Origin of the sequence: Streptomyces sp. 3214.6 (assembly GCF_900129855.1) — a bacterium.
In the GTDB taxonomy this organism is placed as follows: Bacteria; Actinomycetota; Actinomycetes; order Streptomycetales; family Streptomycetaceae; genus Streptomyces; species Streptomyces soliscabiei.
Map to the genome: position 1 here is coordinate 7,807,849 of NZ_LT670819.1, position 12,702 is coordinate 7,820,550.

Annotated in this window: 11 protein-coding genes and 1 pseudogene; 7 read left to right on the forward strand and 5 right to left on the reverse strand. The window is 71.0% G+C overall.

What is annotated here, in order from left to right:
- Nucleotides 1-8 precede the first annotated feature (8 nt).
- Together B5557_RS35335 and B5557_RS35340 are read right to left on the reverse strand one after the other, a co-directional pair.
- A pseudogene (locus tag B5557_RS35335) lies at nt 9-730 on the reverse strand (ArsR/SmtB family transcription factor).
- Between the two features lie 34 nt (nt 731-764).
- Entirely contained in the window at nt 765-1,406 is a 642-nt protein-coding gene (locus tag B5557_RS35340) for a TetR/AcrR family transcriptional regulator (RefSeq protein WP_079663291.1), read from the reverse strand.
- 80 nt (nt 1,407-1,486) lie between these two features.
- Here B5557_RS35340 and B5557_RS35345 point away from each other — a divergent pair, with 80 nt between their 5' ends.
- From B5557_RS35345 to B5557_RS35355, 3 genes are all read left to right on the forward strand, one after another.
- On the forward strand, nt 1,487-2,638 hold the full coding sequence (locus tag B5557_RS35345) for an acyl-CoA dehydrogenase family protein (protein WP_079665174.1): 1,152 nt from the start codon (nt 1,487-1,489) through the stop codon (nt 2,636-2,638).
- Nucleotides 2,639-2,697: 59 nt separating this feature from the next.
- Complete coding sequence (locus tag B5557_RS35350) at nt 2,698-2,940, forward strand: YiaA/YiaB family inner membrane protein (protein WP_079663292.1); 243 nt, start codon at nt 2,698-2,700, stop codon at nt 2,938-2,940.
- 121 nt (nt 2,941-3,061) lie between these two features.
- Complete coding sequence (locus B5557_RS35355) at nt 3,062-3,688, forward strand: TetR/AcrR family transcriptional regulator (RefSeq protein ID WP_079663293.1); 627 nt, start codon at nt 3,062-3,064, stop codon at nt 3,686-3,688.
- A gap of 45 nt (nt 3,689-3,733) precedes the next feature.
- On the opposite strand, the gene B5557_RS35360 is transcribed toward B5557_RS35355, so the two are convergent.
- Nucleotides 3,734-4,195, reverse strand: a complete 462-nt coding sequence (locus B5557_RS35360) for a MaoC family dehydratase (RefSeq protein ID WP_079663294.1) — start codon at nt 4,193-4,195, stop codon at nt 3,734-3,736.
- A gap of 86 nt (nt 4,196-4,281) precedes the next feature.
- Here B5557_RS35360 and soxR point away from each other — a divergent pair, with 86 nt between their 5' ends.
- Nucleotides 4,282-4,770 (forward strand): redox-sensitive transcriptional activator SoxR, encoded by a 489-nt coding sequence (gene soxR / locus B5557_RS35365; protein WP_079663295.1) that lies wholly within the window; start codon nt 4,282-4,284, stop codon nt 4,768-4,770.
- A gap of 344 nt (nt 4,771-5,114) precedes the next feature.
- Here the strand turns inward: soxR and B5557_RS35370 are convergent, their stop codons facing one another.
- Nucleotides 5,115-5,717: a hypothetical protein gene (locus B5557_RS35370; RefSeq protein ID WP_079663296.1), complete on the reverse strand. Its 603-nt coding sequence runs from the start codon at nt 5,715-5,717 to the stop codon at nt 5,115-5,117.
- A gap of 220 nt (nt 5,718-5,937) precedes the next feature.
- Between B5557_RS35370 and B5557_RS35375 the strand changes: the two genes are divergently transcribed.
- Nucleotides 5,938-8,724 (forward strand): penicillin acylase family protein, encoded by a 2,787-nt coding sequence (locus B5557_RS35375; protein ID WP_079663297.1) that lies wholly within the window; start codon nt 5,938-5,940, stop codon nt 8,722-8,724.
- A 25-nt stretch (nt 8,725-8,749) separates the two neighbouring features.
- On the opposite strand, the gene B5557_RS35380 is transcribed toward B5557_RS35375, so the two are convergent.
- The gene (locus B5557_RS35380; protein ID WP_079663298.1) at nt 8,750-10,069 is read right to left on the reverse strand and encodes a serine-threonine protein kinase; all 1,320 of its coding nucleotides are present in this window, start codon (nt 10,067-10,069) and stop codon (nt 8,750-8,752) included.
- Nucleotides 10,070-10,227: 158 nt separating this feature from the next.
- Here B5557_RS35380 and B5557_RS35385 point away from each other — a divergent pair, with 158 nt between their 5' ends.
- Entirely contained in the window at nt 10,228-10,992 is a 765-nt protein-coding gene (locus tag B5557_RS35385) for an SDR family oxidoreductase (RefSeq protein WP_079663299.1), read from the forward strand.
- On the forward strand, nt 10,989-12,662 hold the full coding sequence (locus tag B5557_RS35390) for a class I adenylate-forming enzyme family protein (protein WP_079663300.1): 1,674 nt from the start codon (nt 10,989-10,991) through the stop codon (nt 12,660-12,662). The genes B5557_RS35385 and B5557_RS35390 overlap by 4 nt, the downstream gene beginning before the upstream one ends.
- Nucleotides 12,663-12,702 lie beyond the last annotated feature (40 nt).

Sequence of the window (12,702 nt, forward strand, 5' to 3'; positions counted from 1 at the left end):
GGCACAGTTCACCGCAGGGCGACCGCGTCGATGCCCAGCAGCTCTCCCAGCGCCCGCTCCCCCGACGGAGTCACCTTCACGGCCCGCTCCGAGCCGATGCGCACGCACCATCCCGTGTCGAGGGCGTGCCGGCACAGGGCCGCGCCGGCGGTGCCCGCCAGGTGGGGGCGGCGCTCGGTCCAGTCGAGGCAGGCCCGGGCGAGCGGCCGGCGGCTCCCGCGGTCGAGGGCGATACCGGCCGCGTCGAACCAGCCGAGCCTTCGTCCGTGAGCGCGAACCCGGTGTCCTGGCGCAGCAGCCCGCGCGCGGTCAGCGCGTCGGTGACCGCGATGCCGAGCCGCCCGGCCAGATGGTCGTAGCAGGTGCGGCCGCGGGCCATCGCCGAACCGGCGCTCGACTCCCGCAGACCGCGCGGCCGTACGACGTCCCCCGGGGCCACCTGCGCGGCCAGGTCCTCCACCAGCTGTGCGGCCCGGGCGTCGGCGAGGCGCACGTACCGGTGCCGGCCCTGCCGCTCCTCGACGAGCAGTCCGCCCGCGACGAGCTTGCCCAGGTGCTCGCTCAGCGTCGACGCGGCGACCCCCGCGTGCCGCGCCAGCTCACTCGCGGTCCAGGCCCGCCCGTCGAGCAGCGCCAACAGACACGCGGCCCGCGTCTCGTCGGCGATCAGCCCGGCGAGCCGCGCAAGCCGGGTGGCCCGAGGGTCTCTGGAGGTCATGCGTCCCAGCATGGGGCACGGACAGTTCGGCGTCGGCCGAAGTGTCTCAGGTGGTCCGACGCGCCTGCTCGTACTGCTGTGCGAGCCCGTCGAGAAGCGCCGTGAGGCCTGTCTCGAACGCCCGCTCGTCGATCTTCTCCTGCTGTTCGGCGAGCAGATGGGCCTGTCCCAGGTGCGGGTAGTCGGTGGGGTCGTAGGCGGTCCTGTCGTCGACGAAGCCCCCGGCGAACGAGCCGAGCGCCGAGCCCATGACGAAGTAGCGCATCAGTGCCCCGATGGACGTGGCCTGCGCGGGCGGCCACCCGGCGCGGACCATCGCGCCGTACACCGCGTCGGCGAGGCGCAGTCCGGCGGGACGGCGGCCGGGCCCCTGGGCGAGCACCGGGACGATGTTCGGATGGTCGCGCAGGGCCGCCCGGTAGGAGACGGCCCAGTCGTGCAGCGCGGTCCGCCATGCTCGGTCGTCCTCGAACATCGACAGGTCGACCTGGGCGCTCACCGAGTCGGCGACGGCCTCCAGGATCTCGTCCTTCGTGCGGAAGTGGTTGTACAACGAGGGCCCGCTCACCCCCAGTTCGGCGGCCAGTCGGCGTGTGGAGACGGCGGCCAGGCCCTCCGCGTCCACGAGCGTCCGTGCGGTCTCGATGATCCGGTCGGTGCTGAGGAGGGGCTTGCGCGGTCGGGCCATGGCGCTCATAGTAGGGCTGCGCAACAGAAACTAGCAGTGCTAATTTAATGGACGACTTTCCGGTGTGGGGTGATCTCGTGGTGAACCTGGGGCTCAGCGAGGAGCAGGCCGCCGTCCGGCGGCTCGCCAGGGAATTCGTGGACCGCGAGATCGCCCCGCATGTCGTCGCCTGGGACCGTGCGGAGGACGTCGACCGGTCCATCGTGAAGAAGCTCGGCGAGGTCGGCTTCCTCGGTCTGACCATCGACGAGGAGTACGGCGGCTCCGGCGGCGACCATCTCGCGTACTGCCTGGTCACCGAGGAGCTGGGGCGCGGGGACTCCTCCGTGCGCGGAATCGTCTCCGTCTCGCTGGGGCTCGTCGCCAAGAGCGTCGCCGCGTGGGGGAACGAGGAGCAGAAACGGCGCTGGCTGCCGGGGCTGACGTCCGGCGCGTACGTCGGCTGCTTCGGGCTGACCGAGCCCGGCACCGGCTCGGACGCCGGGAACCTCTCGACGCGGGCGGTACGGGAGGGCGACGAGTACGTCATCAACGGCACGAAGATGTTCATCACGAACGGCACCTGGGCGGACGTCGTGCTGCTGTTCGCCCGGTCGACCGACGCGCCGGGGCACAAGGGGGTCTCCGCCTTCCTCGTGCCGACCGACACACCGGGGCTGGGCCGCCGCACCCTGCACGGCAAGCTCGGTCTGCGGGGCCAGGCGACCGCCGAACTGGTGCTCGACGACGTCCGGGTGCCCACCTCCGCGATGCTGGCGCCCGAGGGGAAGGGATTCTCCGTCGCGATGTCGGCGCTGGCCAAGGGGCGGATGTCGGTCGCGGCGGGCTGCGTCGGCATCGCACAGGCCGCCCTGGACGCGGCGGTGCGGTACGCGGGGGAGCGGGAGCAGTTCGGGAAGCCCATCGCCCGGCATCAGCTGGTGCAGGAGCTGATCAGCGACATCGCGGTCGACGTCGACGCGGCTCGGCTGCTGACCTGGCGGGTCGCCGATCTCGTCGACCGGGGGCTGCCGTTCGCGGTGGAGTCCTCCAAGGCCAAGCTCTTCGCCTCCGAGGCCGCCGTCCGCGCCGCCAACAACGCCCTCCAGGTCTTCGGCGGTTACGGCTACATCGACGAGTACCCGGCGGGCAAGCTCCTGCGTGACGCCCGGGTGATGACCCTCTACGAGGGCACCAGTCAGATCCAGAAGCTGCTCATCGGGCGGGCGTTGACGGGGGTCTCGGCGTTCTGAGTACCTTCTGAGTAGGCGGACGGATGGTGGGGGCGGCCTTGTCCGGCGAGGCTTCCCCCATGAGTGAGACACCCGTCAAGCAGAGCACCGCCGCCTTCTACGGCCAGGCGGTCGCGTCCTTCGCCGTCGCCATGGCGGCCACCGCCATCGGCATCTTCAAGCTGAACGCCGACGCCTGGGTGCGGGGCTTTCTCGCGATCGCCGTCCTGTACCTCGTCACGTCCGCGTTCACGCTGGCCAAGGTGATCAGGGACAAGCAGGACGCGGCGGGCCGGGTGTACAGCCCCTTCGAGAAGCTCTGACCCTTCGAGACGCTCTGACCTTTCGCGATGCTCTGAGCGGGCGTGCTGAGCGGCCGCGCTAAGCGAGCGCTCAGCTTCGGCGGTATGGTGGAGCTCCTGTAGCGAGAGGGGCGGGTCAGCGATGAGTACGGCGGAGGAGACGACCGGCGGCGAGGTCGAGCCGTGGGAAGAGGTCACCCCTGACGCGGCCCGGCGGCTGCTCGTCGCCGCCGTGGAGGCCTTCGCCGAGCGCGGCTACCACGCGACGACGACCCGTGACATCGCGGGCCGCGCGGGGATGAGCCCGGCCGCCCTCTACATCCACTACAAGACCAAGGAAGAGCTGCTGCACCGCATCAGCCGGATCGGTCACGACCGGGCGTTGGACATCCTGCGCACGGCGGCCGCCGGCGAGGGCGATGCCACCCGGCGGCTCGCGGACGCCGTGAGCTCCTTCGTCCGCTGGCACGCCGGGCGGCGCACCACGGCGCGGGTCGTCCAGTACGAACTGGACGCGCTCGGTGCTGAGGCCCGCGCGGAGATCCTCGACCTGCGCCGCCAGGTCGACGCCGAGGTGCGCGGGATCATCGAGGACGGCGTGGCGAGCGGCGAGTTCGACGTGCCGGACGTGCGGGGGACGACGCTGGCGGTGCTGTCCCTGTGCATTGATGTGGCCCGTTGGTTCAACGTCAACGGATCCCGTACGCCTGACGAGGTCGGCGCGTTGTACGCCGACCTCGTGCTGCGGATGGTGGGTGCGGCGAAGTGAGCGTGTCCGCGCCGGAGGCTTATTACAGGTAGTGGCGGGGGCCTGCTACAGGTAGTAGCGGGACACGGACTCCGCCACGCATGCCGGCTTGTCCCCGCCCTCGCGTTCCACCGTGAAGGCGACGGTGACCTGGACGCCGCCCGGTACGTCGTCCGCGCCGGTGATCGTCGCGGTGGCGCGCAGGCGCGAGCCCACGGGGACGGGGGACGGGAAGCGCACCTTGTTCGTCCCGTAGTTGACGCCCATCTTCACGCCCTCGACCTTGATCAGCTGGGGGCCGAAGAGCGGCAGCAGGGAGAGGGTGAGGTAGCCGTGCGCGATGGTCGTCCCGAAAGGGCCGGCGGCGGCCTTCTCCGGGTCGACGTGGATCCACTGGTGGTCGCCGGTGGCCTCCGCGAACAGGTCGATCCGCTTCTGGTCGACCTCCAGCCAGTCGGTGTGTCCCAGCTGCTCGCCCACCGCCGCCTTCAGTTCCTCGGCGGATGTGAAGATCCTCGGCTCTGCCATGTGTCTCGGCCCTCTCGCGTGACGTCATGCTCCGTGCTAAGCGACTGCTTAGCATGCTAGCCGACGTGGCCGGTAGGGTTCGAGGGGTGCCGCAGATTCCCGAGAAGATCCATGAGCTCACGGTCGGCCAGCTCGCCGCGCGCAGCGGCGCCGCCGTTTCCGCCCTGCACTTCTATGAGTCCAAAGGCCTGATCAGCAGTCGGCGCACGGCCGGCAACCAACGGCGATACCACCGGGACACGCTGCGGCGGGTTGCCTTCGTGCGGGCGGCGCAACGGGTCGGGATTCCCCTGGCCACCATTCGTGCGGCGCTCGCCGAACTTCCCGAGGAGCGCACGCCGACCCGGGAGGACTGGGCCCGTCTGTCGCAGGCTTGGCGTGCGGAACTGGACGAGCGCATCAAGCAGCTCAACCGGCTTCGCGATCACCTCACGGACTGCATCGGCTGCGGGTGTCTGTCCCTCGCCACGTGTGTGCTGTCCAACCCGGACGACGTGTTCGGCGAACGGGCCTCCGGGTCACGGCTGTTGGTGGAGCGGAAGCCTGAGAGTGAGCGCGCCTGTCGGGAGTGCTGAGAGCGCCTCGGGGCGCGTGGGTGGGTCGGGGTCGCGGTGGTGCGGCGAGCCCGTCGCGTGTTGGGCATACGGCTTCCTGTTTCACAGGGGGAGTCGGCTGTGACGGGCTAAGCGACGGGCTGCGCCGCACCACCGCGACCCGCTCCCGGGCGTCGGCGGCCGCGGGTGCGTCGTGGTGCTTTCTTACTCGTACTCGGTGTCGCCGTGGAGCGGCCCGATGTGCCGCCGGTGGTGTTTCCGGCTCGACTTCCCGGCGAAACAGGGGGTGCGGCATCCCCGGCGCACCCCCGCCGTACTCTCAGGGCGGCCGTGCCGGCCGTCCTTGGGCAGAGCTCAGGCCGGTGTCAGGCCGACACCAGCAGGCGTCCACGCCTGGCGTACGCCAGGGCCTCGGCCGTGAGTACGGGGCGCGGGACGAGAATTCCGCAGTCCGCGCAGACCGGACCCGCCGACGGTTCGTGATCCAGGTCGTACTTCCACGGCAGGCGCTCGCCGCCGCACACCGGGCAGCCCGAGCCCGGGGCCCGCTCCAGTGCGGCGATCAGCCTGCGCAGTACCTCGGCCAGCGGCTCACGGGGGTGCAGCCGCGGGTCGTCGCACCAGGCGACACCGAAACCGCCCCAGGTCAGCCGGTGCCAGTCGTCCACACTGCCGGGCCTGCGCAGCCCGTCGTGCTTTTCCTTCTTGCGGCGCTCGGCGAACTCGACCTCGTAGGCCAGCCATACGGCCCGCGCCTCCTCCAACTCGTCCAACGCGGCCACGAGCCGCGCCGGGTCGGGGGAGCGGTCCTCGGGTCCGAACCCGGCCCGCGAGGACAGGTGGTCCCAGGTCGCCCGGTGCCCGTAGGGGGCGAACCGCTCAAGGCACTTGCGCAGGGAGTACCGCCGCAGCGCCAGATCGCAGCGGGGGTCTCGCACCTGTCTCGCCAGACTCCGGAAACCGGCCATCGCCTTGCACCTCCGTCACATCTGCACCTGTACTTCGGTCACTTCGGCGTCGTCGTACGGACGTCGTCGAATAGACGTATCGACACGCGATTCGGCTCCATCCGATTTCCGGCGACCTCCCGGTCCGCGGTGGCGACTCTGAAAAGTGACGCATGTTCATCTTCAATCCCGGGGATACCGGCGGTAACCTTCCGCCCACCCCCGTCGCTAGGAGCAGCCGATGCCACGGCGAACCCCCCGTACCACTCTCGACAGACTGAGAACTCCCGGCAGATTCCCCGGGTTCCTGAAGACCGCTTCCGTATGCGCGCTGATTGCCGGTCTTTTGTCCCCGCTTTCCCAAGTCGCGGTCGCCGCCGAGGCCACGGCCGCGGGCGACTACTGCGGCGGACAGTGTTCCGACATCCTGCCGCCCGGCGAGAACGGCAACGCCACCCTCGCCCAGGTCCTGCTCAACCAGGCCTTCGGAACCCAGCCCGACCACGCCGAGGACCAACTCGGCCCGTACGCCAACCTGGCCAAGGGCTACCCGACGCTCACCAACGCCACGATCAACACGTTCTTCAACGACGCGTCGTTCGGCGTCCCTTCCGATCAAGTCGCCTCCACCCTGAGCCCCGCCGGCCGCAGTGACGTGACGATCGTCCGCGACAAGAAGACGGGCGTACCGCACATCACCGGTACCACCAGATACGGCACCGAGTTCGGCGCCGGGTATGCGGCGGCCCAGGACCGGCTGTGGCTCATGGACGTCTTCCGGCACGTCGGCCGCGGACAGGTCACCAACTTCGCGGGCGGAGCCCCCTCCAACCAGGGTCTGGAACAGCAGTTCTGGCGCGACGCTCCGTACACCGAGGCAGACCTCCAGGCCCAGATAGACAACGCCATCGCCACCAACGGCGCCCGCGGCCGACAGGCTCTCGACGACGCCAACGCGTACCTGGCCGGCGTCAACGCCTATATCGACGCCTCCGACAGCGGCCGCTACTTCCCCGGTGAATACGTTCTGACCGGCCACAAGGACTCAATCACCAACGCCGGCACCATAGATCACTTCAAGATCACCGATCTGGTGGCGCTGGCCTCGGTCATCGGCTCGCTCTTCGGCTCCGGCGGCGGTGGCGAGGTCAACAACGCGATCTCGCTGCTCGCCGCGCAGGACAAGTACGGCGTGGCGCAGGGCACCCAGGTCTGGGAGGCGTTCCGCGAGCGCAACGACCCCGAGGCCGTCCTCACCGTCCACAACGGCGAGAGCTTCCCGTACGCCGGCAAGCCCGCGAGCCCGCAGGGCGAGGCGCTGCCCGACGCCGGGTCGGTGACCGCGGAACCGCTGATCTACGACGCGACGGGGACGGGGGCCGCCGCGAGCGCCACCGCCGCCTCCGCCAAGGCGACCGCGACCGCCCTCAGCTCGGCCCGGCGGGGCATGTCCAACGCCCTCGTGGTGAGCGGGAAGGCCACGGCCAGTGGTCACCCCATCGCCGTCTTCGGGCCGCAGACCGGCTACTTCGCCCCGCAGCTGCTCATGCTGCAGGAGATCCAGGGGCCCGGCATCAGCGCTCGCGGCGCCTCGTTCGCGGGTCTGAGCATGTACGTCGAACTCGGCCGCGGCCAGGACTACGCGTGGAGCGCCACGACCTCCGGCCAGGACATCATCGACACCTACGCGGTCGAACTGTGCCAGGACGACTACCACTACCTGTACCACGGCGTCTGCACGGCCATGGACGTCGTCGAACAGAAGAACGCCTGGAAGCCGACCACCGCCGACGGCACCGCCGCCGGTTCGTACACGATGCGCGTCTACCGCACCAAGTACGGGCCCGTGCAGTACCGGGCCACCGTGGGCGGCAAGAAGGTCGCCTACACCACCCTGCGCTCGTCGTATCTGCACGAGGCCGACTCGATCATCGGCTTCCAGATGCTGAACGACCCGGACTACGTCAAGAGCCCGCAGGACTTCCAGAGCGCGGTGCAGCACATCAACTACACCTTCAACTGGTTCTACGCCGACTCCACGCACACCGCCTACTACAACAGCGGCAACAACCCGGTGCGCGCGAGCGGCGTCGACGCCGAGTTCCCGGTGTGGGCGCAGGCGGCCTACGAGTGGAAGAACTGGGTGCCGGCCACCAACACGGCCGAGTACACCCCGGCCTCGGCACACCCCAACTCCATCGACCAGGACTACTACATCTCCTGGAACAACAAGCAGGCCAAGGACTACGCGACGGCCTCCTGGGGCGACGGGTCCGTGCACCGCGGCAACCTGCTGGAGGACCGGGTGAAGAAGCTGGTCGCGGCCGGCGGCGTCACGCGTGCCTCGCTGACGAAGGCGATGGCGGACGCGGCGCTCGCCGATCTGCGCGCCGAGGACGTCCTGCCCGACCTGCTGAAGGTGATCAACAGCTCCACGGTCACCGACACCACGGCCGCGGCCGCGGTGACCAAGCTGCAGACCTGGCTGAGGGCGGGCGGCAAGCGCACGGAGACCGCGGCCGGTTCGAAGACGTACGCCGACGCCGACGCGATCCGCATCCTGGACGCCTGGTGGCCGCTGCTGGTCAAGGCCGAGTTCGAACCCGGTCTCGGCACCGGCCTGTACACGGCGTTCACGGCCAACCTGCCCGTCGACGAGGCCCCGTCGGCCGCCCACGGCCCGACCGGGGCGCACGCCGGAAGCTCCTTCCAGTACGGCTGGTGGAGCTATGTCGACAAGGACATCCGGGCCGTGCTCGGGGAGAGCGTGCAGGGCGGGCTGACGCAGAAGTACTGCGGCGGCGGCACCCTCAGCGGCTGCCGGGACGTCCTGATCAGCACCCTGAAGACGGCGGCCGGCAAGACCACGGCCCAGGTCTACCCCGGCGACACCCTGTGCGCGGCGGGCAACCAGTGGTGCGCCGACTCGATCGTCCAGCGCACCCTGGGAGGCATCAAGCACGGCAACATCAGCTGGCAGAACCGGCCCACCTTCCAGCAGGTGGTGGAGTTCACCTCACACCGGTAGGCCATGAGCGGCGGCGGGGCGCGTCCTAACGGATCCGGCCCGCCGCCAGCACCAACCGCGCCAGTTCGGGGTGCACGATGTCGCTGTGCGCCCCGGACGGCGCTCCGCCGCGCCGGACCACGGCCGCCGCGTCCACGTTCACGCAGCCCGACGCCGGCAGGGAAGCGGCCAGCGCCTCGGCGAGTGTGCACGCGCGGGTGCCCGGCACCGCCTGCACCCCGTCGTGTCCCATCGCGCCCCATTTGGCGCCGAGCGCCGCCCCGATGCCGAACTCCTCGACTGCCCCTCGCTCGTCGCCCGCCATCCGGGAGGCCAGCGGGTACATCGTGCCCAGCGCCGTGTCGAAGGAGGAGTAGCAGCACACCAGAGGGCCGTCGATGCGGTCCTGCCGGCCCTGGAGCACCCCTCCCGCGCGCGCGTCGTGCGGCAGCCTGGTCGCGAAGGCGTAGTGCGAGAAGGCACCCTGGAGCAGCGTCACCGACTTCACCGTGCGCACCCCCTCGGGCAGTCCACGCAGCGCGAACGACACCAGCCGCCCGCCGAAGCTGTGTCCCACCAGGTGCACACGGACGCCGGGCGCCACGCTCGCCAGTCGGCCGACGAGCGGCCCGAGTCCCCGTTCGCCCACCGTCCCCGCGCGCCGCTTCATCGCGTAGTACGTCGCCTGACGCAGCAGCTCGTGCGCCCCGTCCCACGGGTTGGGCAGGCTGAACTCCTCGGCACCACACGGGGATTCGAGCCCGGCCAGGGCCCGCGCGAACTCCTCGCAGGCCGCCGCCGTGGAGCCGGTGAACATCTCCGGCTCGTCCTGCGGCACCCCCTCCGCCAGGGTGTCCGCCGCGCACAGTGCCTGCGGTCCCGGCGGCATCACGTCCACCAGCAGTCGCACCAGCCGCCCGAACTCCTCCAGCTCGGCCTCCTCGGGCGGCCGCTGCTCCAGCATCCGCGCGATCCGGTCGACCACCGTGGCCCGGCCCGGGAAGGTCTCCAGGAGGGCGTGGCGGGTGTCCTCGTCCAGCGCCGGGCAGTGCGCCGGGCCGGCCGCCACGGACCGCGGGAAGTCGGGGATCGGCTCGTCCGAGAACCGCATCGACGGCCATACGACGCCCACGTAACCGATCTTCGCGGCCGGGGCGAGCGCGGGGATCGGGGCGAAGAAGCTGCTGTAGAGCCGACGCGCGCCGGAACGGTCGCTGTTCCAGCCGTGCGAGAAGACGATCAGGTCATGGACGCCGCGCCGGTTCACCTCGCTCAGCAGCCGGTCCCGCCGGCCGCCGTCGACGTCCCCGTCGGCGTCGAAGGTCAGCTCCCAGTATGGAGTCACGCTCATCGCAGGATCCGCCATGACAGGCCCCCTCGTCCCCCGAAGCGGTGCGCCGAGTGCGCGCATCGTCCTGCTAAGAGGCGCGATTGGCCATACGTCACGCAGCCGACCCTTTCCCGACACATACCGACCGGTTAGTCTGGCGCTTGAGCCGATTCGCTTCGTGTCGAAGGAGACCGATGGTGGAAGCCGTGCAGGATGCCGGGGTCGTCGTGACCGGAGCGGGGGGCGGGATCGGGGCCGCGCTGGCCCGCCGCTTCGCCGCCGAGGGGGCCCGGGTCGTCGTCAACGACCTGGACGCCGGGCGGGCGCAGGCCGTCGCCGACGAGATCGGCGGGATCGCGGTCCCCGGTGACGCCGCCGGCATCGTGGAGCAGGCCCGGGAGGCGCTCGGCGGCACCGTCGACGTGTACTGCGCCAACGCCGGGGTCGCCTCGGGCGGCTCGGAGGCGGCCGACGCGGCCGTGTGGGCGCTGGCCTGGGACGTCAACGTCATGGCTCATGTCCGGGCGGCCCACGCGCTGCTGCCCGAGTGGCTGGAGCGCGGCCGGGGCCGGTTCGTCTCCACCGTCTCGGCGGCCGGGCTGCTCACCATGATCGGCGCGGCCCCCTACAGCGTCACCAAGCACGGCGCGTACGCGTTCGCCGAGTGGCTGTCGCTGACCTACCGGCACCGGGGGATCAGCGTCCACGCGATCTGTCCCCAGGGTGTGCGCACCGACATGCTGGACGCCACCGGCAGCGCGGGCGACCTGGTGCTCAAGCCGACCGCGATCGAGCCGGAGGACGTCGCGGACGCCCTGTTCAAGGGGATCGCCGAGGACCGTTTCCTGATCCTGCCGCACCCGGAGGTCGCCGGGTACTACCAGGTGCGGGCCGGCGACCCCGACCGCTGGCTGACCAACATGAACCACCTCCAGCAGAAGTGGGAGGCCGCCGAGTGACCACGCCCGCCTCCCGTTACGCGGCCAAGCCCTGGCTGGCCCTCCTCGACGACGCCCAGCGCGCCCCGATCGACCCGGCCGACTCCCTCGTGCACGCCTTCGGCAGGTCCGTCGCCGAGGCCCCCGACCGCACCTGCCTCGCCTACTTCGACGGCCGGCTCAGCTACCGCGAGGTGGACGAGCTCAGTGACTCCGTCGCCGGTCACCTCGCCGCCCGCGGGCTGCGGCGCGGCGACCGGGTCGCCGTCCTGCTGCAGAACTCCCCGCACTTCGTCCTCGCCCTGCTGGGCGCCTGGAAGGCGGGCGCGACGGTGGTGCCCGTCAATCCGATGTACAAGTCGGGCGAGGTCGCGCACGTGCTGCGGGACGGCGAGGTGGCCGCGCTGATCTGCTCCGACCGGGCCTGGGAGTCGTATCTGCGGGAGACGGTCGCCGGCTCGCCGGTGCGGATCGTGCTCACCGGCTGCGAGCTGGACTTCCAGACGCGGGGCGACGCGCGCGTGCTGACGTTCGAGCGGCTGCCGCAGGCCGCCGACGCCGACGATCTGACGGCCGTCGCCCGCGCGGGGCACAAGGCCCCCGAGTCCCGTGCGGCCGCCCCCGCCGACATCGCCCTGATCAGCTACACCTCGGGCACCAGCGGGACGCCCAAGGGCGCCACCAACACGCACGGCAACATCATGTTCAACGCCGAGCGGCAGCGCACCGGGCTGCCCCTGCCCGAGGCGCCCGTGTACTACGCGCTCGCACCGCTGTTCCACATCACGGGCATGGTGTGTCAGCTCGGCGCCTGTCTGAACAGCGCGGGCACGCTCGTGCTGACGTACCGCTTCGAGGCGGGCGTGGTGCTGGAGGCGTTCACCGAGCACCGGCCGCACTACACGGTCGGCCCGTCCACCGCCTTTATGGCGCTGGCCGCCCATCCGGCCGCCACCCGGGAGCACTTCTCCTCGTTCGTGAACATCTCCTCGGGCGGCGCGCCGGTGCCGCCGGCCCTGGTGGAGAAGTTCCGGGCCGGCTTCGGGCCGTACATCCGCAACGGCTACGGGCTCACCGAGTGCACGGCACCCTGCGCCACCGTCCCGCCGCAGCTGGAGGCACCGGTCGATCCGGCGTCGGGGACCCTCGCCGTCGGTCTTCCCGGGCCCGACACCGTCGTACGCATCGTGGACGAGCAGGGCGCGGAGGCGCCCTTCGGCGAGCAGGGGGAGATCGTCGTGCGGGGGCCGCAGGTGGTGCCCGGGTACTGGCGGCGGCCCGAGGCCACCGCCGAGACCTTTCCCGACGGTGAGCTGCGCACCGGTGACATCGGGTTCATGGACGAGCAGGGCTGGCTGTACGTCGTCGACCGCAAGAAGGACATGATCAACGCGTCCGGCTTCAAGGTGTGGCCGCGCGAGGTCGAGGACGTGCTGTACACCCATCCGGCGGTGCGCGAGGCGGCCGTCGTCGGGGTGCCGGACGGGTACCGCGGGGAGACCGTGAAGGCGTACATCAGCCTGCGTCCGGGGGCCGACGCGGATGCCGGTACGCTCGCCGCCTACTGCAAGGACAGACTGGCGGCCTACAAGTATCCGCGCCAGGTCGAGATCCTGCCCGACCTGCCCAAGACGGCGAGTGGGAAGATCCTCCGTCGGGAACTGCGTTCCCGTGCGCAGGACGGTCAGTAGCGCGAAGTCAGTGATGCATCGAGGAAGGCAGGTGGCGGCA

Coding starts and splice junctions, on each gene's coding strand:
- B5557_RS35380 (WP_079663298.1), bottom strand. CDS start 10,069: ATGGCGGATCCTGCGATGAGCGTGACTCCATACTGGGAGCTGACCTTC.
- B5557_RS35375 (WP_079663297.1), top strand. CDS start 5,938: ATGCCACGGCGAACCCCCCGTACCACTCTCGACAGACTGAGAACTCCC.
- B5557_RS35385 (WP_079663299.1), top strand. CDS start 10,228: ATGGTGGAAGCCGTGCAGGATGCCGGGGTCGTCGTGACCGGAGCGGGG.
- B5557_RS35350 (WP_079663292.1), top strand. CDS start 2,698: ATGAGTGAGACACCCGTCAAGCAGAGCACCGCCGCCTTCTACGGCCAG.
- B5557_RS35340 (WP_079663291.1), bottom strand. CDS start 1,406: ATGGCCCGACCGCGCAAGCCCCTCCTCAGCACCGACCGGATCATCGAG.
- B5557_RS35360 (WP_079663294.1), bottom strand. CDS start 4,195: ATGGCAGAGCCGAGGATCTTCACATCCGCCGAGGAACTGAAGGCGGCG.
- B5557_RS35355 (WP_079663293.1), top strand. CDS start 3,062: ATGAGTACGGCGGAGGAGACGACCGGCGGCGAGGTCGAGCCGTGGGAA.
- B5557_RS35370 (WP_079663296.1), bottom strand. CDS start 5,717: ATGGCCGGTTTCCGGAGTCTGGCGAGACAGGTGCGAGACCCCCGCTGC.